A 22,856-nucleotide genomic window follows, 5' to 3' on the forward strand; every position below is an offset into this window, starting at 1 on the left:
ATCAATCCAGATCAGCCAAGAGTGCTCAGCATGCAACTCCCGGACATGAACCTTCTGGTCGCCCTCGATGCCTTGCTCGACGAGGGCAGTGTGGTCGGCGCGGCGCGGCGGATGAACCTCAGCCCGGCGGCCATGAGCCGCACGCTGACGCGGATTCGCGAAGCCATCGGCGATCCGATCCTGGTGCGCGCCGGGCGTGGTCTGGTGCCGACCCCCAAAGCCCTCGAACTGCGCGAACAGGTGCGCGACGTGGTCGAGCAGGCGGCGCTGCTGTTTCGCTCCGCCGATAGCGTCGAACTGGGCACCTTGCGTCGACGTTTCAGCATCCGCGCCAATGATTTCTTTGTCGGCGTTTACGGCGGCAAGCTGTTCGATACCCTCGACCAACTCGCCCCGCATTGCGAATTACGCTTCGTCCCGGAAGGCGATGGCGACGATGAGGCGCTGCGCGAAGGACGCATCGATCTGAGCGTCAGCAACACCCGTCCGCTTACGCCGGAGGTTAAGGTACAGAACCTGTTCTCCACGCATTTCGTCGGCCTGGTGCGCGAGAACCATCCGCTGCTCGACGGCGAAATCACCGCTGAGCGCTACGCCGGTTTTTCCCACATCAGCATGTCGCGGCGTGGCATCGCTCGCGGCCCGATCGACACGGCGTTGAATGCTTTGGGGCTGGAGCGCCGGGTGGCGGTGATCGCGCCGAGCTTCCACGCGGCGATGTTTGCCTTGCCCGACTCCGACCTGATCCTGCCGGTGCCCAAAGAAGCACTGCTCAGCGTACGGCGGTTGGGCCTGAAACTGCGTTCATTCGATCTGCCGATTCCGCTGCCTATGCTGATGCTGACCCAGGCCTGGCACCCGCACTTCGACAAGGACCCGGCCCACCGCTGGCTGCGTGAAACCCTCAAGACCTGCTGCGATGAAACGTGGCTGGCGGCACAGCCGTAAATCATCAGGCACCATCGAATCCCTGTGGGAGCGAGCCTGCTCGCGAAAGCGGTGGATCAGTCACCTCAATGGCGACTGGTCCACCGCTTTCGCGAGCAAGCTCGCTCCCACATAGGCATTCACCGTTGTGTCTGATGCACTTATAACCTGCCAATAAGTCAATTTTCGTCAGCAGTAAGCCCCACTAAAATGCTCCGGTATTTTCACCCCCGGAGCTTTTCATTCATGACATCCCTGACGGTCTCGGCGCCTCTCGCCGCGACCAGCCCGGCGACGGCGGCTGCGCCTGCGGTGTTCGGGGCGCGGATCATCATTGGTCTGGTCGGCGTGCTGTTGGCCGTGCTGGTCTCTGGCCTCAACGAGATGGTCACCAAAGTTGCACTCGCCGATATTCGCGGCGCGCTGCACATCGGCTACGACGAAGGCACCTGGCTGGTCGCCAGCTACACGGCCACGTCGGTCGCGGCCATGGCCTTCGCGCCGTGGTGCTCGGTGACCTTCTCGCTGCGCCGCTTCACGCTGTGCGCCATCGGTCTGTTTACCCTGCTCGGGGTGCTGTGCCCGTTCGCCCCGAACTACGAAAGTCTGCTGCTGATTCGCATCCTCCAAGGCCTCGCCGGCGGTGCATTGCCGCCGATGCTGATGACCGTCGCACTGCGCTTTCTCCCAGCGAACATCAAACTGTACGGACTGGCCGGCTACGCACTGACCGCGACTTTCGGCCCGGGACTCGGCACGCCGCTGGCCGGTCTGTGGACCGAATACGTCGGCTGGCAGTGGACCTTCTGGCAGATCATCGTGCCGTGCCTGATCGCCATGGCCGCAGTGGCTTACGGATTGCCCCAGGATCCGCTGCGACTGGAACGTCTCAAGACGTTCAACTGGAAAGGCCTGCTGCTGGGCTTTCCGGCGATCTGCATGCTGGTGATCGGTTTGTTGCAGGGCAATCGACTGGACTGGTTCGAGTCGAATCTGATCTGTGGATTACTCGGTGCCGGTTCGCTGCTGCTAGTGGCTTTTATGATCAATGAATGGTCGCAGCCGATTCCGTTTTTCAAATTGCAGATGCTCGGCATCCGCAACCTGCTGTTTGCGTTGATCACCCTCGCCGGGGTGCTGATCGTGCTGCTGGCGGTGGTGCTGATTCCGTCGAGTTATCTGGCCCAGGTGCAGGGTTATCGTCCGGCGCAAACCGCGCCGATCATGCTCATTGCCGCGCTGCCGCAGTTGATCGCGCTGCCATTGGTGGCGGCGCTATGCAACTTGCGCTGGGTCGATTGCCGCTGGGTGCTCGGCATTGGTCTGAGCATGCTCGCGCTGTCCTGCCTCGGCGGTTCGCACCTGACTTCGGTATGGATTCGCGATGATTTCTACGTCCTGCAATGGCTGCAGATTTTCGGCCAGCCGATGGCGGTGTTGCCGCTGCTGATGTTGTCGACCGGCAGCATCACGCCGATAGAAGGGCCGTTCGCGTCGGCGTGGTTCAACACAGTCAAAGGCCTTGCCGCCGTGGTCGCCACCGGCGTCATCGAAGCGCTGACCACCGCACGCCTGCATTTTCATTCGACCATGTTGGTCGACAGCCTCGGCAATTCGCCGCTGGCCGATCACGGCGATCCGGGCCTCGCTCACCGCGTGCACGAGCAGGCGGTGGTGCTGACTTCGTCCGATTTGTACCTGTGCATGGCCGGCGTCGCTGTGGCGTTGATCCTGCTGATTTTCTGGCTGCCGACGCGGATTTATCCGCCGCGCGCGCCGACCTGATCGCTGTACTGAAACTGAAGGTTTTTTATGACTCAATCCAAGCAAAAACTCGCGGTGGCCGTGGCTACCGCGCTGGCGGTGGGCGTGCTGGTATATCTGGCAATGCCCGGGCTGTTCGGCCAACGCACCGAGCAAACCACCAACGACGCCTTCGTCTCCGCCGACTACACGCTGGTGGTGCCGCGCGTGGCCGGGTTCATCAAGCAGGTGCTGGTCGAAGACAACCAGCAGGTCAAGGCCGGGCAGTTGCTGGCGCTGATCGATGACCGTGATCTGCGCGCAGCGGCGGAAGCGGCGGATGCGCAAACCCTGGTCGCGCGGGCGCAGTTGCAGAACGCCAACGCGACCCTGGAGCGGCAGGCGTCGCTGATTGCTCAGGCGCAGGCCACCGTGGTCTCGGCCAAAGCGGAAATGGCCTTCGCACAACAGGAACTGAACCGCTACAACCACCTCGCCGGTGTCGGTGCCGGTACCGTGCAGAACGCGCAGCAGGCGCGCACGCGCATCGATCAGGCCTCGGCTCGCCTCGACACCGCGACCGCGAAGCTGGCGGCCGAACGCAAGCAGGTCGAGATTCTCACCGCCCAGCGCAACGCCGCCGAAGGCAATCTGAAACACGCGCAGGCGGCGCTGGAGATTGCCAGTTTCAACCTCTCTTACACGCGTATTACTGCGCCGCAGGACGGCATGATCGGCGAGCGCGCGGTGCGTGTCGGCGCCTACGTCACCCCGGGCAGCAAGCTGTTGGCGGTGGTGCCGTTGCAGCAGGCCTATGTGGTGGCCAATTTTCAGGAAACCCAGTTGACCGAGGTGCAGCCGGGGCAGGATGTGCAAGTGCGGGTCGACAGCTTGGGCGGTGAAGCCCTGACCGGCCGCGTCGAGAGTATTGCGCCGGCAACTGGCGTGACCTTTGCGGCGGTGAAACCGGATAACGCCACCGGTAATTTCACCAAGGTTGTGCAGCGGATTCCGGTGAAGATCGTGCTGGAACCGGGCCAGCCACTGGCTGAGCGGTTGCGGGTGGGGATGTCGGTCGAGGCGAGCATTGATACCGCCAGCTCAAAGGCGTCCGGGCGCGAGGTGACGCAGCGATGATCGGTGTTGAATCGGCTGCCGCCTTCGCGAGCAGGCTCGCTCCCACATTTTTTAATGCGTTCCCCCTGTGGGAGCGAGCCTGCTCGCGAAAAAGCCAGTGGCAGCAGCTAACCTTCAGTGCCTTGCTCACAATTAGTCTCACCGCCTGCACCGTCGGCCCCGACTTCCAGAAACCCGGAGCCACCCAACCTTCCGATTGGGCCAAACCCGCCAGGTCCGCCCCAAGCCAGGCCGTCAGCGAACCCCTGAACGAACGCTGGTGGGAAACCTTCCACGACCCGCAACTTTCCGCGCTCACCCAGCGCGCGCTGAACAGCAACCTCGACCTGCAACTGGCCAGCAGCCGCCTGCAACAAAGCCGCGCCGCGCGTCAGGTGATCACCGCCGAGCGCTATCCGCACAGCTCTGCCACCGGCAGCTACGGGCGCAAACGCAACAGTGGCAAAGGCTTGAACGATCCATCGGGAAATAACGGCGACGAGGCTTTCAATCTGTGGGATGCCGGTTTCTCCGCCTCATGGGAACTGGACTTCTGGGGTCGCGTGCGCCGTGAAACCGAAGCCGCTGATGCCAATCTCGAAGTGGCAGAAAACGACCGTCGTGACGTACTGCTGACGGTGCTTGCCGACACCGCGCAAAACTACATTCAGCTGCGCGGGGTGCAGAACGCCCGCGCCGTCACCGAGCAGAACCTCGACGTCGCTCGCCACAGCCTGAAACTCTCGCAGTTGCGGCTGGCCGATGGCGTGGCCACCGACCTGGACGTCGCCGAAGCCGCCGCGCAAGTCGCCGCCATCGAGGCACGGCTGCCGGCGCTCGAGCAGCGTCAGGCGCAACTGATCAACGCGATCAGTCTGCTGATGGGCGAACCGCCGCAGGCCCTCGCTCAAGCGTTATCCACAGACGCGGCAGTGCCGCAGTCGCCACTGCAAGTCGCCATCGGCCTGCCGTCGCAATTGGCCGAACGCCGTCCGGATATCCGCCAGGCCGAAGCGCGTCTGCACGCCGCCACCGCCAACATCGGTGTGGCCAAGGGTGATTTCTATCCGCGCATCACCCTGTCCGGCAACTTCGGTTCCCAGGCCATGCAACTGAGCGATTTCGGTTCTTGGGGCTCGCGCGCCTTTGCCATCGGCCCGCAATTCAGCCTGCCGTTGTTCGACGGCGGTCGCTTGCGCGGCATGCTGCAACTGCGTGAAGCCCAACAGCAGGAAGCGGCCATCGCCTACCAGCAAACCGTGCTGCGTGCTTGGCATGAAATCGATGATCAACTGACCGCCTACAATGCCAGCCAGCGCCGTCGCGACAGCCTCGCCGAAGCCGTGCATCAGAACCAGATCGCCCTGCGCACCGCGCAACAGCAATACGTCGAAGGCGTGGTCGATTTCGTCAACGTCCTCACCGTGCAAAGCGCCTTGCTCGCCACGCAGGAACAATGGGTGGAAAGCTCGACCGGCGTTTCCCTGGCGATGGTCGGTTTGTACAAGGCGTTGGGCGGCGGATGGCAGTCGGTCTATCCGGCAGCGCAACTGGCCGCAGGCTCACTTGACGTCGCCAGACCCTGAACCCGCAGCGACAGCTATGATCAACTCCACTGCAGCGAACGGCGCAACGCCGGACCTGAATTGTAGAGGAGTTGCATCATGGAAAATCCGCAGCACAGCCTACCGGCCCTGTTCAAACAACTCGGCCTCGATGACGATCCGACCGGCATCGACAAATTCATCGCCAGCCATTCGCCGCTCAAGCCGGAATTGCATCTGGCTGACGCGTTTTTCTGGACGGCAGGTCAGGCGCAGTTTCTGCGCGAGGAGATTCTGGATGATGCGGATTGGGCGGAAGTGGTGGATCAGTTGAATGTGATGTTGCGCAAGGGACGGGCTGATTACTTCGGCTGAGGCCAAGTCCGTGCCGTATGCACCAGCGCCATGATCCAGACGGCATCTCTCTCCGTTTGATAGACAAGACGGTAACTGGGATGCGGAATCACCTCACGCGTACCGGCAATAATGCCGGCACGGCCAATCAACGGATTGTCGGAAAGGCGATGAACCGCTTCGCTGAAGCGCAGATCCATTTCGATGGCCGCTCTTGGGTTGGCGGCCTGCAAGTAGTCCCAAATGTCTGCACGATCCTGTGCGGCGGCTGGCGTCCATATGATTTTCATAGGTGATCTTCTGCCTGCCTGCGCTTTGCCGCGAACGCTGCTTCTACGTCTTCGTTGTTCAATCCGTCTCCGGCACGTACGGATTCCCGAGCGATTTCAACCTTGCGTTGCAGGAACGCTTCATATTCGCGGGCCTCTCGCTGGGTTTGAACATACTGACGCATCATGTCTCGCATGATTTGCGACGCCGGCCGGTGTGCCGCTTCGGCTTCCGCCATGAACTCCTCCCGCAGCTCCGGCTCCAGTTTCATTGTGAAAACGGCTTGTTTTGACATGTTGGGCTCCTGAATTTGGTGATGACAACGTATATACCTTGTCAGTATCGAAGGAGATAGCTTTGAGTCAGATAGGGCGACTAACGGAGAGATTTGTTTCAAAACTTGACTGAAATTCCTCTCCAATGCGATATTGATAGTTAGCAAGCTAACAGTGTCCGTTATCCCGTGTCCGATTCCCTCGACAGTCTCCAGATGAACATCAGCAGCGCCATGGTGGTGGCCGCCCGGCATTGGCGGAAGATCTGCCAGACCACGCTGGTCAACTATGGAATTTCCGAAGCCTGCGCCGTGCCCTTGTTGATGATCGGGCGTTTGGGCGAGGGCGTGCGTCAGGTGCAAGTCGCTCAGGCTGCGGGGATGGAGAGTCCTTCGCTGGTGCGCTTGCTCGATCAGCTGTGCCACGCCGGTTACGTCTGTCGCACCGAAGATGCTCTGGATCGCCGCGCCAAGTGCCTGAGCCTTACCGATACCGGCCGCGAGCTGGTGCAAGCGGTCGAAGCCGAGCTGGTGCGCTTGCGTCATGAGGTGCTGGAAGGCATCGAGCGCAGCGATCTGGAAGCTACGCTTCGGGTACTGAGGGCTTTTGAGGCGGCGAGTTCGCCTGTGGTGGTCAATTCTTGAACGGTTTTTTCACTGGCATGCCGCCGGCCCGTGACTGGTTTTACGGGGTCCGTACCTTTGCAGCGTCGATGATTGCGTTGTACATCGCCTTGCTCATGCAAATGCCGCGTCCGTATTGGGCGATGGCCACGGTGTATATCGTCTCCAGCCCGTTTCTCGGCCCGACCAGCTCCAAAGCGCTGTACCGCGCGGCCGGTACATTTCTCGGCGCAGCGGCGGCGGTGCTGTTCGTGCCGATGTTCGTGCAGAGCCCGTACGTGCTGGTGGTGGTGATCGCGTTGTGGACCGGCATTCTGCTGTTCATGTCCCTGCATCTGCGCACCGCCAACAGCTATGCGCTGATGCTGGCCGGTTACACCTTGCCGCTGATTGCCCTGCCGGTGGTCGATAATCCGCTGGCGGTGTGGGACGTGGCCGAGGCGCGTACCGAAGAGATTTTCCTTGGCATCGCCGTCGCTGCGGTGGTCGGTGCGATGTTCTGGCCGCGACGGCTGGCGCCGGTGTTCAACGATGCCGTGAGCAAGTGGTTCGCCGATGCGACGAGCTACAGCCTCAAGTTTCTCAGCCGCGATGTGCAGCCGGAAGAAGTCACCGCGCTGCGCATGGCCATGGTCGCCAATTTCAACAGCCTCGAGTTGATGATCGGCCAGTTGCCCCACGAAGGCGCGCGGCCACAAACCGTGCGTAACACCAAGGAGCTGCGCGGGCGGATGATTCACCTGTTGCCGGTGATCGATGCCCTCGAGGATTCGCTTTACGCCCTCGAACGCCGCACCCCGGAACTGGTGGAAAAATTCCAGCCGTTGCTGACCGCGACCCGGGAATGGCTGGGCTACGCGGACGCCAATCTCGAGCGCTGGCAAGCACTGAGAGATCAACTCGACGCGTTGCAACCGAGCGCCGAAGCGCTGGAGGAGCGCAAGCAGTTGCTGTTCTCCAACGCGATCTACCGCCTCGGTGAATTCATCGATCTGTGGCAGGACTGCCGCAGCCTGCAGGATGCGATTCTGTGCGAGCGCCAGGACAGCTGGCGCGCGGTCTACCGGCATTGGCGCCTGGGCCGGTTGACGCCGTTCATCGATCGCGGACTGATGCTCTACTCGGTGACCTCGACCATTCTGGCGATCATCGTTGCTTCGGTGCTGTGGATCCTGCTCGGCTGGCCGGACGGCGGCAGCGCGGTGATCCTGGCAGCGGTGGCGTGCAGCTTCTTTGCCTCGATGGACGACCCGGCGCCGCAGATTTACCGGTTCTTTTTCTGGACCGGGATGTCGGTGCTGTTCGCCAGTCTTTATCTGTTTCTGATTCTGCCCAACCTGCACGACTTCCCGATGCTGGTGCTGGCGTTTGCCGTGCCGTTCATTTGCGTCGGCACGCTGACCGTGCAGCCGCGATTTTACCTCGGCATGCTGCTGACGCTGGTCAATACCTCGTCGTTCATCAGTATTCAGGGCGCCTACGACGCTGACTTTTTTGCCTTTGCCAACTCCAACCTCGCCGGGCCGCTGGGGCTGTTGTTCGCTTTCATCTGGACGCTGGTGGCGCGACCGTTCGGTGCCGAACTGGCGGCCAAGCGTCTGACCCGATTCAGTTGGAAAGACATTGTCAGCATGACCGAGCCAGCCAGCCTCGCCGAGCATCGGCATTTGGGCGTGCAGCTGCTCGACCGGCTGATGCAGCACCTGCCGCGTCTGGCCCTGACCGGTCAGGACACCGGCATCGCCATGCGCGAAGTGCGTGTCGGTCTGAATATGCTCGATCTGCTTGCCTACACCCCGCGCGTCACCGGCGTGCCAAACGCCCTGCTGCGACAAGTGGTGGGCGAGGTCGGCGAGTATTTCCGCGCGTGCCTCAAAGCCGACGAACGCCTGCCGGCACCGAGCGGTCTGCTGATGACACTTGATCGTACCCGCCGTGCGCTGAACGGCCAGGGCGACGATGAAACCCGTCGACACCTGCTGCACGCCTTGAGCGGTCTGCGTCTGGCCTTGCTGCCCGGTGTCGAGTTCGTCTCCAGCGCCGAGCCCGAAGAACCGCTGCCCGATGGAGCGCCCCTATGATCGGTGATCTGGATATCAGCGGCATTTTCCTGCCGACCCTGCTGGTGCTGATGGGCATCACTTACGTGCTGTTTTTGTTGGTGCATGGCGTGCTGCAACGCCTGCACTTTTACCGTCTGGTCTGGCACCGGGCATTGTTCAACGTGGCGCTCTACGCCGTGCTGCTGTACGGCGTGGACTCACTCAGTCGATACCTGATGACATGAAAAAACCGTTTCTGACCATCGGTCGCGTGGTTCTGACCCTGCTGATCGTGACTTTTGCCGTTGTCCTCGTCTGGCGCATGGTGATGTATTACATGTTCGCGCCGTGGACCCGCGACGGCCACATTCGCGCCGACATCATCCAGATCGCCCCGGACGTGTCCGGGTTGATCCAGCAGGTCGAGGTAAAGGACAACCAGTTGATCAAGCGTGGCCAGGTGCTGTTCAGCATCGACCAGGATCGCTTCAAACTGGCCCTGCGCCAGGCCAAGGCCGCCGTTGCCGATCGCGAAGAAACCCTCGCCCAGGCCCAGCGTGAAGCCAAGCGTAACCGTGGCCTCGGCAATCTGGTGCCGGCCGAACAGCTGGAAGAAAGCCAGTCGCGCGTCGCCCGTGCACAGTCGGCATTGGCCGAAGCCTTGGTGGCGGTCGACAGTGCGCAGCTCAACCTCGATCGCTCGGTGATCCGCAGCCCGGTCGACGGTTACGTCAACGACCGCGCGCCGCGTCCGCAGGAATTCGTCACCGCCGGGCGCCCGGTGTTGTCGGTGGTCGACAGCAACTCCTTCCACATCGACGGCTATTTTGAAGAAACCAAACTCGACGGCATCCACGTCGGGCAATCGGTGGATATCCGCGTGATCGGTGACCGCGCGCGGTTGCGCGGACATGTCGAAAGTATCGTCGCCGGTATCGAAGACCGCGACCGCACCAGCGGCAGCAACCTGCTGCCCAACGTCAACCCGGCGTTCAGTTGGGTTCGCCTGGCGCAGCGGATTCCGGTGCGCATCGCTTTTGATGAGGTGCCGGCCGACTTCCGCATGATCGCCGGGCGTACCGCCACTGTGTCGATCATCGACGATCAGCATGAGGAGCCGCAGCCATGAGCAGGGCCTGGTTGATCGCCGGGTTGGGCGTGATGCTCTCGGCCTGTCAGATGATCGGCCCGCATTATCAGGTGCCCACTGACGCGGCGGTGCAGCGCAAGGATATTCAGGGTGAGCTGGCAGTCGCCGGCAAACCGGTTGTCTCGGCGCCGGTGCCGACCGACTGGTGGCGGCTGTATAAAGACCCGCGCCTTGATCAACTGGTGCAGCAGGCCATGGCTTCCAATACCGATTTGCGTGTAGCGGCGGCGAACCTGTCGCGGGCACGTGCTCAGGTGGATGAAGCCGAGGCCGCTGGTGGCTGGAGCGGCGGGGTGAAAATGGGCGCGCAACGTTTGCAGGAATCCGGTCAGGCGTTCCTGCTGCCGGAGAAAGTCCCGGTGGCCAACATTGCCGATATCGGCATCAGCGCTTCGTACCAGTTCGACCTGTGGGGCACCTTGCAGCGCGGCATCGAAGCGGCCAAAGCCAATGCCGATGCAACTCAGGCCGCCGCCGACACTGCGCGTATCACCTTGGTGGCGGACGTGGTTCGTGCTTACACCCAGGTCTGCGCAGCCAACGAAGAGCGGGAAATCGCCGAGCACTCTCTCGATCTGCAATCGCAGAGCACCACGCTGATCCAGCGCCTGCGCGATGCCGGGCGGGGCGACGAGACCCAGGTCACCCGCTCGCAGACCCAATTCAAATCCCTGCGCGCCGACTTGCCGCGCTATGAAGCCGCGCGTCAGGCGGGGCTGTTCCGTCTGTCGATGCTGCTGGCCAAACCGGTCGAACAGTTGCCGGCAGGTACCGCCAGTTGCGCCGAGTTGCCGAAGATCGCGCAACTGGTGCCGGTCGGTGACGGCGCTGCGCTGCTCAAGCGCCGCCCGGATATTCGTCAGGCCGAGCGGCGTCTCGCAGCGGCAACCGCCGGCATCGGCATCGCCACCGGTGAGCTGTACCCGGACATCAGCATCGGCGCGACCATCGGCACCGTCGGCATCATTGATGACCTTGGCGATCCGTCGACCAACCGCTGGGGCTTTGGCCCGTCGCTGAGCTGGAAAGTACCGACCAACGGCGCCCGTGCGCGCATTCGTGAAGCCGAGGCCAACACTCAAGGCGCGCTGGCGCATTTCGACGGCGTGGTGCTCAACGCCATCCGCGAGACCCAGACCGGTCTGGCCCAGTACAGCGCGCTGCTGCAACGCCGCGATGCGCTGGCCGAAGCCGAGCAGTCGGCGAAGCTCGCCGCCGAGCAGACGCACCGCTTCTTCCAGGCCGGCCGCGAGTCGTTCCTTGCCGACCTGCAAGCAACCCGCACCTATACCGATGTCACCGCGCAACTGGCCGCCGCCAACACCCAGGTCGCGATGAGCCAGATCGATTTGTTCCTCGCCCTGGGCGGTGGCTGGGAAAGCGGACGAACGAACACCTCGAGCGCCAGCAAACCCTGAGGTCGTTGCTATGCTTTGAAGTGTTGGAGGGGCGCCCCATGCCAAGCGCTCCTGCAATGCACATTGCTCGTGCTGGCCCAGGGGAAACCAATAATGAAAAACCCTTACGCTCTCGGCTTCTGGTGCGCTCTGGTCGCACTGGTGCTGCTCTCGGCCACGTATTTCTACGGGATCATGCTGGCCCACCAGATCGATACGGCGATGATCTTCCTCGACAGCGCCGTTGCGCTGATCGCGGTGATGGCGATCGTCGTCGTCGCGTGGACCTCGATTCAGCTGCAACGGGTCAAGAAGCGCCAGCTCGAACGGGGCAGGATGCTCGTGCTGATCTGGGACACCAAAGTCGCCCTGCGCCGGGTCGAAACGGTGTTCGACCGCTACTTCTGGGGCAGCTACTGGCAGCCCGGGCGAACCTTCGCCGAAGTCATGGGCGAGCTCACCGGCACGCCGCTGGAAAAAAGCCTCGAAGCCCTGAAGAAGCAATGCCTGGAACTCGACAAGCAGATCGCCGATGACGGCTGGCACTGGCTGAACAACGCCCGCGAGCTGTCCGACGTCGCCACGGCCATGGCTCGTGAACGCTATCAGCTGGATTTCTGCGATGTGCGGGCGGATACCACCGGCGGAGCGGTGATCGATCGCGACTTTGAAGTGCTGGTGTATACCTGGACCGCGCGGCTGAAGAGCTTTGATCATCAGCTGGATGAAATCGAGGTTCAGTATTCCTGATTTGCTGTGAATCCACCGACCTCTTCGCGAGCAGGCTCGCTCCCGCAGGTACAGCACTGTCCTGGTGGGAGCGAGCCTGCTCGCGAAGAGGCCCGCAAAAACACCGAAACTCTTCGCTCCTGCCGACTGTCCATTCCCCCCATAGACACTCTTTAACCTTTAAACATTGGGCCGTCTTCCGCGCCCGGTGCTAATCTCCACCGCTTAATTGCGCACAGTCGAGCCGCGACCCGATCCCGGGTTCAAGGAAGACGACTTCATCCACAGCCACGGAAACCGATCAGGTCATTCATGAATAAATCAGCAGGCGTGCTTCTCGGAATTGTTGTTGCCATCGGCGCGATCAGCGCAGGCGGGGCCTGGTACACCGGGACCAAGATCGAAGGCGTGCTGAACAACGCCGTGACCAACGCCAACAAAGAGTTGCAGACCGCCATGGCCGGCTCCAACGGCACCGCGTCGCTGGAACTGGTGTCGCTGGAACGCCACACCTTCACCAGCACCGCGCACTATCGTCTCAAGGGCGAGGGCGAGATGTTCGGTGATGCGCCGGTCGAGCTGCTGTTCGTCGACCACATCGAACACGGCCCGCTGCCGTTCTCGCGTCTGGTTTCGCTGAAGTGGCTGCCGGTCATGGCCACCAGCAACTACGAGCTGGAAAAGAGCCCGTCCACGGAAAAATGGTTCGCCGCCACCAACGGCGCCGCGCCGCTCAAGGGCGTGACCAACATCGGTTACGACGAATCGACCACCAGCACTCTGAATCTGGTGCCGTTCGAAACTGCGCTGGATGAGCAGTCGAGCCTGAAGTTTTCCGGTCTGAGCATGGACATCGCCGCCAGCGCCCAGGCGCAGAAGGTCAAGGCCGACGGTTACATGGACAATCTGAAACTGGTCACCGTGTCGGAAGACCAGGCGCCGGTGCAGGTCGAGCTCAACGGCCTGACCTTGGCCAGCAACCTCGCCAAGAGCAGCTACGGCTACTACACCGGGGAAAACACCCTGGAAGTGACCAGCAGCAAAACCACCTTCGGCGCCAAGCCGATGGTGCTGGGCGTGAAGAACTTCGAAATGAAGAACCGCACCGAAGAAAGCGGCAGCAACGCCTCGGGGCGTGCCGACTACAAAATCGGCGAAGTGACGCTCAACGACAAGAAAGTCGGTTCGGCGGCCATGGCCATGAGCCTGAAGAACCTCGACATTCCGTCGACCATGTCGCTGATGCAGATCTACCAGACCAAATTGCAGCCGTATGAAAAAGCTGCCGCCGAGGCCGCTGCGCAGGGGTTGCCGGCACCGGAGCTGAATCTGACCGAAGCGGAAAACGCCCAGGTCAAAGCCGATCTGCAGAAGTTGCTGGCGGCCGGCCCGCAATTGGCGCTGGAGAACCTGTCGTTCAACACCGCCAACGGTGAAAGCCGCGCCAATCTGGTGATCGACCTGACCAAGCCGCAATCGATGGACCTGCCGCCGGATCAACTCGGCAAGCAACTGATCGCGCTGCTCGACCTGAACATTCAGGTGTCCAAGCCGATGCTGGTCGATCTGCTCAGCGTGCAGGCGCAACTCGATGGCCAGACTGACGCCAAAGCCATCGTCGATCAGTCCAAGGAAGCGGCGGACATGTTCGCCGGCATGGCGGTCGGCTCGCAATTGGCTGTCGCCGACGGCACCAACGTGGTGACCAAACTGCATTACGCGGCCAATCAGGTCGAATTCAACGGCCAGAAGATGACCGTCGAGCAGTTCATCGGCTTCCTGATGAGCAAGTTTGCCGGCGTCACCCAAGAGCAATAAGCCCACCGCGCGCCCTCCAGACGCCCGGCCCCTGTGTAAACAGGCGCCGGGCGTTTTGCTGTACGGGTTTTGTACAGATGGGCCGATTCTGAACAATTATTGCGTTGTGAAAATTCGACTACGCTTGCGTGCAGACTGCCTCACCAAGCTTGGCCGAGGGCTGTCATCGTCGGCCACCGTTACGAATGGGCAAGGAGGGCATTGCGACCCGGCTGGCCATGTAAGGATGCTGACAAATGCCGCGTATTGATGGCCCTGTATTACATCGTGGTTTGCGCCCTTTGTTCCGATTTGCCCTGTGCAGCCAGTTGCTCTGGCCAGTGCTGGCGTTGGCCGACACACCCTACGACGAGATGGTGCGCGATGCCCGCGCCGGGCATTACACGCCTGCGCTGACGGTTTTGCGTCAGGTGCCGCCGGGCCAGGCCAGCGACGGCCAGGTCAGCGATCACCTGCAAATCGCCAGTTGGGCCGGGCTCGATGCCGAAGTGGTCAAGGTCTATGAAACCCAAGGTCGCGACCGCGTCCTGCCGGTGCAGGCACTGACCGCCGCCGCGCGTGCCTATCGCAACCTCAAGCGCTGGGATCAGGCCACCCAGGTCTACAACAAAGCGCTGGCGCTGGAGCCGGACAACGCTGACCTGCAACTGGGCCTCGCGCTGACTCAGGCCGATGCTGGCAAGCCCGATCAGGCCGTCACCCGCGCGCAGGCGCTGGTTGCCGCCAAACCCGACGATCCGTCACGCCGCCTGGCCTTGGGCTATGCCCTCGGTCGCGCCGGCAAACAATACGACGCGCTGTTTGAATTCGATCAAGCCTTTATCCGCGCCGGCAACAAACCGGAAGTCGCCCGCGAGTACGTGGTCGCTCTGCAAAAGGCCCGCCTGCCTGAACCGGCGCTGCGTCTGGCCAGTCAACGTCCCGGTTTGATTGATCCGGTGACCTTGCGCCGCCTGGAAGGCGATCTCGCCGCCGAACGCGTGCGCCTCGCCGAACTGGCCACGCGCAGCGAGAAGGAACGCTACGTCATTGCCGACCGCGCGCTGGCCGATTACGACAAATTGCTCGCGACCTGGACCCCTGACGCCACTGCTCACGACGACGTGACGCGCTGGCGCATCGATCGCATGGGCGCGCTCAAGGCCCGCGCGCGCACTGCCGACGTCATCAGTGAATACCAGAAACTGCAAGCGGAGGGTGTGGAGATTCCGACCTACGCCCTGCGCTGGGTGGCGGCGTCTTATCTGGATCAGCGCGAGCCTGAGATTGCCACTGATCTGTATCGCCAGGTGCTTTCAGCGCCGGACGCCGATGTCGGTGATCGTCTTGAGGACACCACTGCGCTGTACTACTCGCTGCTGGAAAGCGACCGCGCCGACGAAGCTCGCAAGGTCGCCGAGGACGCAGCGAAATCCCAGCGTCCGCGCGTCGAACTCAAGGGTTTGCCGGTCGGCAACCCCAACGACGAATGGATGGACGCCCAGCAACTCGCCGCTCAGGCTGGCACCTACGGTTCCGATCTTCCGCACGGCGAAGAGCGCTTGCAGACGCTGGTCGATCAAGCGCCGGGTAACCTTGGCTTGCGTCTGGCCCAGGCCGATCTCTACCTCGCCCGCCAGATGCCGCGCCGCGCGGAAAGCCAGCTCAAGGAAACCGAGAGCATGGCCCCGCGCGATGCCGGCCTGGAAGTCGCTCAGGCGCGCACCGCGATGGAGTTGCAGGAGTGGCGGCAGAACGATGCGCTGGTCGACGACGTGGTCGCGCGCTATCCGGACAACCGCCAGGTGCAGCGCCTGGCTCGCGAACGCGAAGTGCATGACATGGCCGAACTGCGCGTCGAAGCCTACGGCGGCAAGGCCAACGGTGGCGGCAGCGGCGATGCCGGTGCGGTCAGCGGCAGCCGAGATTTCGGTATCCAGAGCACCCTTTACAGCCCACCGATCAACGAAGACTGGCGCGTGTTTGCCGGCGCCGGTTATGCCACCGGTGATTTCGCCGAAGGCACTGGCCACCATCGTTTCCAGCGTGTCGGCCTGGAACGGCGCACCCGTGACATGACCCTCGAAGCCGAGGTGTCGAATCACGATTACGGCTTCGGTGACAAACAAGGCGCACGCCTGGCGATAGCCCGCGACATCAACGATCACTGGCAGTACGGCGGCAGCCTCGAATACCTCTCGGCGGAAACGCCGCTGCGCGCGCTCAACAGCGACATCAAGGCCAATGGCGGCAGTGCGTTCCTGCGCTGGCGCGCCAACGAAAGCCGCGAGTGGCGCGTGTCGGTCAGCCCGTCGCACTTCAGCGATGGCAACAACCGCGTCGAAGCCTTGGTGACCGGGCGCGAGGGCATCTACACCGCGCCGAACATTCAGGTCGACGCCGGCCTGGAAGTCGGCACCAGCCACAACTCGAAATCCGACGACGTGCCGTACTTCAATCCGAAGTCGGACTTCAGTGTGATGCCGCTGGTCAACGTCAACCACGTGCTCTACCACCGCTACGAGACTTCCTGGAGCCAGCAATTCCAGGCCGGCGCGGGCACCTACAGCCAGCGCGACCACGGCACCGGCGGCATGGCATTGCTCGGTTACGGCCAACGGTACGCCTGGAACGACGTGTTCGATGTGGGCGGCATGTTCAGTGTGATCAACCGGCCTTACGACGGTGATCGGGAAACTGATCTGCGTCTGCTCGTCGACCTCACTTTCCGCTTCTAGAAGAGTTTGAAGATGCCTTTTATCTCGCGTTTCATCCTTCTGCTGGGAGCGCTGCTGATCAGCGCCTGCGCCCAGCAAGCCCCGGCCTTCGCGCCGCCCTCCGAGCGCCCGGTCGCGGCCAGTGAACAACCGTGGCCAAAAAACCATGTGCTCGGCATTGCCTATCACGACGTCGAAGACCGTGATCCCGATCAGGCCGTGGTGGCGGTGCGCACCGAGCGCATGATCGAGCAACTCGCCTGGCTGCGCGAGAACGGCTACAAACCAGTGACCGTCGACCAGATCATGGCCGCGCGCAAGGGTGGCCCGGAGCTGCCGGCGAGAGCGGTGCTGCTCAGTTTCGACGACGGTTATGCCAGCTTCTATACCCGCGTGCTGCCGGTGCTGCGCGCCTACAACTGGCCAGCCTTGCTGGCGCCGGTGGGCACCTGGATCGACACGCCGCTCAATCAACCGGTGGATTTCGCCGGCACGCCGCGTAACCGTGACAACTTCCTGACCTGGCAGCAGATCCGCGAAATTTCCAAGTCCGGTCTGGTAGAGATCGCCGCTCACACCGATGCCAACCACAAAGGCATCCTTGGCAACCCGCAGGGCAACCTGCAACCGGCCGCCGCGACCCGGCGTTATGACCCGGTGACCAAGCGCTATGAATCCGAAGCCGATTTCCAGGCACGCATTCGTACCGACGTGAAGAACATTTCCGAGAAGATCCGCAAGGCCACCGGTTACAAACCACGGGTCTGGGTCTGGCCGTACGGCACCGCCGACGGTACCTCGCTGACCGTGGTCGGTGAGGAGGGCTATGAAATGGCCCTGACCCTGGACGACGGCCTCGACACCCTCGATAACCTGATGAGCGGGCCGCGCTTTCTCGTCGCGTCCGATCCTGACGGCGAGCATTTCGCCAACAGCATCGTTTCGGTGCAGGCCGAAGCGCCGATGCGCGTGGTGCATGTCGATCTCGACAACGTCTACGACCCGGACCCGGCCCAGCAGGACATCAACCTCGGCAAACTGGTGCAGCGCATGGCTGACCTGGGCGCCAGCACGGTGTTTCTGCAAGCCTTCGCCGATCCCAAGGGCGATGGTCTGGTGCATTCGCTGTACTTCCCCAACCGCCACCTGCCGATGCGCGCCGACCTGTTCGACCGCGTCGCTTGGCAACTGCGCACCCGTGCCCACGTGAAGGTCTTTGCGTGGATGCCGGTGCTGAGTTTCGAGCTGGATTCGAAGCTGCCGCGTGTAACCCGCTGGGACCCGAAAACCGCCATCACCTCGGTCGACCCGAAGCAGTACAAACGCCTGTCACCGTTCAATCCCGAAGTGCGCAAGATCATCGGTGAAATCTATGAAGACGTGGCGCGGCTGACCTCGGTCGACGGCATTCTCTACCACGACGATGCGGTGCTTTCGGATTTCGAAGACGCCAGCCCGGATGCTTTGAAGGTCTACGCCGCTCAAGGTCTGCCGGGTTCGATTGCCGCGCTGCGCGACGATCCGGCGGCGATGCAACGCTGGACGCGTTTCAAGAGCCGCTACCTGATCGACTTCACCAACGAACTGACCGCCAAGGTCCGTGCGATTCGCGGCCCGCAAGTGCTGACCGCACGCAACATCTTCGCCGAGCCGATGCTCAATCCTGAAAGCGAAGCGTGGTTCGCGCAGAACCTCGATGACTTCCTCGCCACCTACGACTGGACGGCGCCGATGGCCATGCCATTGATGGAAAAACAGACGCTGGCCGAGTCCGGCCCGTGGCTGGAAGAACTGGTTGCCACGGTGAAGAAACGTCCCGGCGCGCTCAACCGCACCGTGTTCGAATTGCAGGCGCGTGACTGGAACCAGAAGGATCAGGCCGATATCGACGCCGTGCATCTGGCGGACTGGATGGGCCGGCTCAAGCGCCAGGGCGCAACCAGTTTCGGTTACTACCCGGACAACTTCCTCGACAACCTGCCAGACCTGAAAACCGTAAGGCCTGCACTCTCCAACAAATGGAATCCATAACATGCTGGATAGACTGTTAGCCCTGCTTGTTCTGGCGATTGTCCTTGGCGTTCCGCTGGGGCTGATCTTCCTCGTGACCGGCCAGTTCCTGATGTCGTTCGTGTTCTTCTACCCATTGTTCATGTCCGGGTTGTGGATCGCCGGCGGCCTGTATTTCTGGCTGCACTGGGAGCGCCACTGGCCATGGCAGGACGACACGCTGCCGCCGCCGCTGGAAGGCGAGCCGCTGATTTCGATCCTGATTCCTTGCTACAACGAAGGCGATAACGCTGCCGATACCATTTACGCGGCGCTGGCCCAGCACTACCCGAACATCGAAGTCATCGCGATCAACGACGGCTCCAAGGACAACACCGCCGAAGTGCTCGATGCGCTGGCCAAGGAAGATCCGCGACTGCGGGTTCTGCATCTGGCGGAAAACCAGGGCAAGGCTGTGGCTCTGCGCATGGGCGCGATCGCTGCGCGCAGCGAGTATCTGGTGTGCATCGATGGCGACGCCTTGCTGGCGCCGAACACGGCGGCGTACCTGGTCGCGCCGATGCTGGATAACGCACGTCTTGGCGCAGTGACCGGCAACCCGCGGATCCGCACGCGTTCGACCTTGATCGGGCGGGTGCAGGTCGGCGAGTTCTCCTCGATCATCGGGCTGATCAAACGTACGCAACGGGTGTTCGGGCGCATCTTCACCGTCTCCGGCGTGATCGTCGCGTTCCGTCGTACTGCGCTGAACCGGGTCGGCTACTGGAGCCCGGACATGATCACCGAAGACATCGACATCAGCTGGAAGCTGCAACTGGATCACTGGAGCATCTTCTACGAACCGCGTGCGCTGTGCTGGATTCTCATGCCGGAAACCCTCGGCGGCCTGTGGAAGCAGCGTCTGCGCTGGGCTCAGGGCGGCGCCGAAGTGCTGTTCAAGAACATTCGCGGCATCTGGCAGTACCGCCATCGCTACCTGTGGCCGCTGCTGTTCGAATACTGCCTGTCCACCGGTTGGGCGTTCACTTTCCTGCTGTCGGTGATTTTCTGGGGCATGGGCAAGTTCATGGTCATGCCCGACGCGATCGCCGTCGATCACCTGATGCCGCCGGCCTTCACCGGTCTGTTGCTGGCGTTTGTCTGCCTGGTGCAGTTCGCTGTCAGCATCATCATCGATCGGCGCTATGAACCGGGTCTGGGCAAGACCATGTTCTGGGTGGTCTGGTATCCGCTGGTGTTCTGGCTCGTCAGTCTGCTGACCACCCTGGTCAGCTTCCCCAAGGTGTTGTTCAGCCAACACAAAAAACGCGCGCGCTGGGTCAGTCCTGATCGGGGTATCAAACCGCTGGGCGACGACCAGGAGGAAGTCATCAAATGAAAATTATCCGGACTCGCCAACGGCCCTTTCTGGTGGTGATCGACGTGATCCTCACCGTCCTGGCCTGGGTTGGCCTGCTGTTCCTGCTGGTACGCGGGTTATGGCCATTGATCGAAACCAGCGGCGGCCCGCGCATCGATCATTCGGCGTTCGATGCCTTGGGGACTCTGCAGGTTTATATGTGGGTGGCGCTGGTCAACGCGGTGATCCTGATCGGCTGGGCGCGTTACCAGCAACGCAAAAGCCGCAGCTTCGCCCAGCGCCGTTTGCCGTCACCGGTGATTGGCGATGAAGGTCTGAGCAAGAGTTTCAAGCTGTGCGACGAGCGTTTCCAGAAACTGCGCACGCCGGGGGTGATGACCATTCACAACGATCAGGACGGCGACATCAGCCATGTAGAAACGCATTTGTGGCCGCTTCAGCAGCAAGCACTGCCGGCGCCGCTGGCACCTTTGGAGCATCCACGGGTGATCTTTCTGCATGCCGAAGAAGACGACAGTCGCGAGCCGGTGAAACGCCTGACCTGACCTCGCACAGCGCCGGTGTCAGGCCTGGATCAGCGTCCAGGCCTCTTTCATCCGCAAAGGTTGCTTCATTCGCTCGGCCAGCAGCGCCATTGCGCGTTGCTTGTCGCAGGCCACCGCCGCAACGACGATGCCGTCTTTTGCAAACAGGCCAAGGAACGGCGGCTGTTCCGGCTCACCGCTGAACTCGACCTCGTCCCATTCCTGCGCGTGACCGAGATAGTCGTAGTTCTTGCCAAAGTGGTAGGTCCAGAAAAACGGCACATCCAGATAATGTTCCTCGCCACCGAGCATGTTGGCCGCAGCGATGCGCGCGTGTTGCTGGGCCAGGCGCCAATGCTCAATGCGGGTTGGCTGGCCGTTCAACGGAAACGTGGCGATATCGCCGATGGCCCACAGGCCATCGCTGACGCGCATGCCGTCATCAACACGCAACGATTGGTCTTCTTCCTTGGGCAATGATTCGAAAGGTTCAGTGGCCGGGTGAACGCCGACGCCGGCGAGAACCAGATCCGCTGCCAAGCGCAGACCGTTGTCGAGCAGCACGCCCTCGACCTTGTCCTCGCCAAGGATCTCCGTAGCCTCGTGTTCGCTGATGAACTTCACCCCGTGCTCTTCGTGCAGGGCGCGAATCGCCTTGCCCACGGCCTCGCCGAATTGCTTGGCAAACGGGATTGCATGGCGTGCCAGCACGGTGACGTCGAGGCCGAACTCGCGCAGGGCTGAGGCGCATTCGAGAGCAATAAAACTGTCGCCGATGATCACCGCGCGCTGGCCCGGTTGAGCGGCGTTGATGATCTGTTCAGCCTGGGCTTTCGAACGCAGGACGAAGACGTTGGCCACCTCGGCACCAGGCAGCTTCAACGGATTGGGCGCGCCACCGGTGGCGAGTACAGCGGCGTCGTAGCGCAGGATGCCGCCGTTGTTCAGATGCAGCGTTTTGCCTGGGGCGTCGAGTGAAGTTACTTTGCCTTGCACGCGCTCAATCCGTTGCGCTTGATAGAACGCCTCATCGCGTAGCGGCGGCACTTCTTTCGGCGACATCTCCCCGGCGAGAACAAATTTGCTCAACACCGTGCGGTCGTAGCCGGCATCCGGTTCGCCATCGACCAGCACGATGCGTCCGCCAAAACCCTTCTCCCGTAGCGCCGCCGCGCAAGCCGTGCCCGCCGCCCCGGCGCCGACCACCACGAACGTTCTTGGGTCGTCAGCGGGCGGGGTGTGCGGATCGGGCAGGGGCTGGTCATCGACCCAGACTTCATCGCCGCGCAACTCCAGCGGATAGCGCTTGAGACTGTCCAGCGATGGCGGCTCGCACAGGCCACCGTCCTCGGCGCGGTACGCGGCCTTGTGCCAGGGGCAGATCAACCTGCCGTGACACATCGCCCCCTCGGCCAACGGTGCGCCGGCATGTGGACACAGGCCCTGAAACGCCCGCAACTCGCCGCTGGCACGCAGCAGGACGATCTTGCAGTCGCCGATTTCGACTTGCAGGCCACGGTCTTGCGGGACATCGGCGAAACGGGCGACACGGTGCAGGGACATTTTCGGCTTCCTCGCAGGCATTTCTCTTGTGAGTTGGCGGCGCCGCGCGAGGTTCAGCCATTTGCTACTGCCAAGGCACGAACGGTACAGCTATAGTTTGCGGGCCGACGACGGCCTCACTGCACAAGGTGCTCCCGGAATGACCCGATTGACCTCTCTCAACCCATGGCTGGCGGCCATCGCCGTGACCCTTTGCGTGCAGTTCCCGGCACAGGCCCAGGAGCGCTTCACCCTGAGCATCCCCGGCGTGTCGGATAACCGTCTGTTCACCTCGGCAGCGGCAAGTGACGCACCCGGTTGCGGCGGCAAGAACCAGTCGCCGGCGCTGAGCTGGAACGCCGGCCCGGCCGGGACCCAGAGTTACGCCATCGTCATGCACGACCCGGATGGCCAGAAAGGCCTGGGCGTGGATCACTGGATTCACTACGGCATCAAACCCACCACCCACCAGATCGCGGCCGGCGTCGGTGCCAAATCCGCCCTCGAAGGCGTCGGCGGCACCAACAGCAAAGGCAACACCCATTACATGGGGCCATGCCCGCCAGTGGGCGACAGCGCGCACCACTACATCATCCAGATCTACGCCCTCGACCTCGCCCCGGACGCCCTGCCTGCAGGCCTGACCCGCGCCGAGCTGATGGAAAAAATCAAAGGCCATGTGCTGCGTAATAGCAGCGCGGTGCGGCGTTATCACCGCTGAGGCTCGGCCGCTCAC

General features: G+C 62.4%; 20 protein-coding genes. 17 read left to right on the forward strand and 3 right to left on the reverse strand.

Translation table 11 applies throughout. The annotated features are described in order from the left end of the window. The first annotated feature begins 30 nt into the window (after positions 1-30). From V8J63_RS11250 to V8J63_RS11270, 5 genes are all read left to right on the forward strand, one after another. Positions 31-948 carry a LysR family transcriptional regulator gene (locus tag V8J63_RS11250; RefSeq protein WP_336464052.1) on the forward strand — a complete coding sequence of 306 codons (918 nt, stop codon included), beginning with the start codon at positions 31-33 and terminating at the stop codon, positions 946-948. A 225-nt stretch (positions 949-1,173) separates the two neighbouring features. Further along, a complete protein-coding gene (locus V8J63_RS11255; RefSeq protein WP_336464053.1) occupies positions 1,174-2,712 on the forward strand; it encodes an MFS transporter in 1,539 nt (512 codons plus the stop codon). Positions 2,713-2,739: 27 nt separating this feature from the next. Continuing rightward, positions 2,740-3,807: an HlyD family secretion protein gene (locus V8J63_RS11260; protein ID WP_130887561.1), complete on the forward strand. Its 1,068-nt coding sequence runs from the start codon at positions 2,740-2,742 to the stop codon at positions 3,805-3,807. Beyond that, positions 3,804-5,372, forward strand: a complete 1,569-nt coding sequence (locus tag V8J63_RS11265; protein ID WP_336464054.1) for an efflux transporter outer membrane subunit — start codon at positions 3,804-3,806, stop codon at positions 5,370-5,372. Before V8J63_RS11260 ends, V8J63_RS11265 begins: the two co-directional genes overlap by 4 nt. A gap of 78 nt (positions 5,373-5,450) precedes the next feature. After that, positions 5,451-5,705 carry a DUF2789 domain-containing protein gene (locus V8J63_RS11270; protein WP_110602295.1) on the forward strand — a complete coding sequence of 85 codons (255 nt, stop codon included), beginning with the start codon at positions 5,451-5,453 and terminating at the stop codon, positions 5,703-5,705. Here V8J63_RS11270 and V8J63_RS11275 read toward each other — a convergent pair. Together V8J63_RS11275 and V8J63_RS11280 are read right to left on the reverse strand one after the other, a co-directional pair. Next, complete coding sequence (locus V8J63_RS11275) at positions 5,693-5,974, reverse strand: type II toxin-antitoxin system RelE/ParE family toxin (protein ID WP_336354116.1); 282 nt, start codon at positions 5,972-5,974, stop codon at positions 5,693-5,695. The genes V8J63_RS11270 and V8J63_RS11275 overlap by 13 nt on opposite strands. Then, positions 5,971-6,249: a hypothetical protein gene (locus V8J63_RS11280; RefSeq protein ID WP_016772267.1), complete on the reverse strand. Its 279-nt coding sequence runs from the start codon at positions 6,247-6,249 to the stop codon at positions 5,971-5,973. The genes V8J63_RS11275 and V8J63_RS11280 overlap by 4 nt, the downstream gene beginning before the upstream one ends. 195 nt (positions 6,250-6,444) lie before the next feature. Here V8J63_RS11280 and V8J63_RS11285 point away from each other — a divergent pair, with 195 nt between their 5' ends. From V8J63_RS11285 to pgaD, 11 genes are all read left to right on the forward strand, one after another. Next, the gene (locus V8J63_RS11285) at positions 6,445-6,873 is read left to right on the forward strand and encodes a MarR family winged helix-turn-helix transcriptional regulator (RefSeq protein WP_136494204.1); all 429 of its coding nucleotides are present in this window, start codon (positions 6,445-6,447) and stop codon (positions 6,871-6,873) included. Beyond that, positions 6,870-8,933 carry an FUSC family protein gene (locus tag V8J63_RS11290; protein WP_336464055.1) on the forward strand — a complete coding sequence of 688 codons (2,064 nt, stop codon included), beginning with the start codon at positions 6,870-6,872 and terminating at the stop codon, positions 8,931-8,933. Before V8J63_RS11285 ends, V8J63_RS11290 begins: the two co-directional genes overlap by 4 nt. Continuing rightward, the gene (locus V8J63_RS11295; protein ID WP_016772264.1) at positions 8,930-9,139 is read left to right on the forward strand and encodes a DUF1656 domain-containing protein; all 210 of its coding nucleotides are present in this window, start codon (positions 8,930-8,932) and stop codon (positions 9,137-9,139) included. The genes V8J63_RS11290 and V8J63_RS11295 overlap by 4 nt, the downstream gene beginning before the upstream one ends. Beyond that, positions 9,136-10,023: an efflux RND transporter periplasmic adaptor subunit gene (locus tag V8J63_RS11300; RefSeq protein ID WP_016772263.1), complete on the forward strand. Its 888-nt coding sequence runs from the start codon at positions 9,136-9,138 to the stop codon at positions 10,021-10,023. Before V8J63_RS11295 ends, V8J63_RS11300 begins: the two co-directional genes overlap by 4 nt. After that, positions 10,020-11,462 (forward strand): TolC family protein, encoded by a 1,443-nt coding sequence (locus V8J63_RS11305; protein ID WP_336464056.1) that lies wholly within the window; start codon positions 10,020-10,022, stop codon positions 11,460-11,462. The genes V8J63_RS11300 and V8J63_RS11305 overlap by 4 nt, the downstream gene beginning before the upstream one ends. A gap of 93 nt (positions 11,463-11,555) precedes the next feature. Continuing rightward, entirely contained in the window at positions 11,556-12,191 is a 636-nt protein-coding gene (locus V8J63_RS11310; RefSeq protein WP_071174014.1) for an NADH:ubiquinone oxidoreductase subunit N, read from the forward strand. A gap of 291 nt (positions 12,192-12,482) precedes the next feature. Then, complete coding sequence (locus V8J63_RS11315; RefSeq protein ID WP_016772258.1) at positions 12,483-13,988, forward strand: YdgA family protein; 1,506 nt, start codon at positions 12,483-12,485, stop codon at positions 13,986-13,988. A gap of 236 nt (positions 13,989-14,224) precedes the next feature. Then, positions 14,225-16,705, forward strand: coding sequence for a poly-beta-1,6 N-acetyl-D-glucosamine export porin PgaA (gene pgaA, locus V8J63_RS11320; protein ID WP_125925863.1), 2,481 nt, complete (start codon positions 14,225-14,227; stop codon positions 16,703-16,705). 12 nt (positions 16,706-16,717) lie between these two features. After that, positions 16,718-18,715, forward strand: a complete 1,998-nt coding sequence (gene pgaB / locus V8J63_RS11325; RefSeq protein ID WP_336464057.1) for a poly-beta-1,6-N-acetyl-D-glucosamine N-deacetylase PgaB — start codon at positions 16,718-16,720, stop codon at positions 18,713-18,715. 1 nt (position 18,716) lies between these two features. Beyond that, positions 18,717-20,072: a poly-beta-1,6-N-acetyl-D-glucosamine synthase gene (gene pgaC / locus V8J63_RS11330; protein ID WP_056786973.1), complete on the forward strand. Its 1,356-nt coding sequence runs from the start codon at positions 18,717-18,719 to the stop codon at positions 20,070-20,072. After that, positions 20,069-20,599: a poly-beta-1,6-N-acetyl-D-glucosamine biosynthesis protein PgaD gene (gene pgaD, locus V8J63_RS11335; protein WP_016772255.1), complete on the forward strand. Its 531-nt coding sequence runs from the start codon at positions 20,069-20,071 to the stop codon at positions 20,597-20,599. Before pgaC ends, pgaD begins: the two co-directional genes overlap by 4 nt. An 18-nt stretch (positions 20,600-20,617) precedes the next feature. Here the strand turns inward: pgaD and V8J63_RS11340 are convergent, their stop codons facing one another. Continuing rightward, positions 20,618-22,141 carry an FAD-dependent oxidoreductase gene (locus tag V8J63_RS11340; RefSeq protein WP_336464058.1) on the reverse strand — a complete coding sequence of 508 codons (1,524 nt, stop codon included), beginning with the start codon at positions 22,139-22,141 and terminating at the stop codon, positions 20,618-20,620. A 139-nt stretch (positions 22,142-22,280) separates the two neighbouring features. Between V8J63_RS11340 and V8J63_RS11345 the strand changes: the two genes are divergently transcribed. Further along, on the forward strand, positions 22,281-22,841 hold the full coding sequence (locus V8J63_RS11345) for a YbhB/YbcL family Raf kinase inhibitor-like protein (protein ID WP_016772253.1): 561 nt from the start codon (positions 22,281-22,283) through the stop codon (positions 22,839-22,841). Positions 22,842-22,856: the final 15 nt, after the last annotated feature.

It is taken from the genome of Pseudomonas sp. CCNWLW23, from assembly GCF_037095675.1.
GTDB classification, from domain to species: domain Bacteria; phylum Pseudomonadota; class Gammaproteobacteria; order Pseudomonadales; family Pseudomonadaceae; genus Aquipseudomonas; species Aquipseudomonas atacamensis.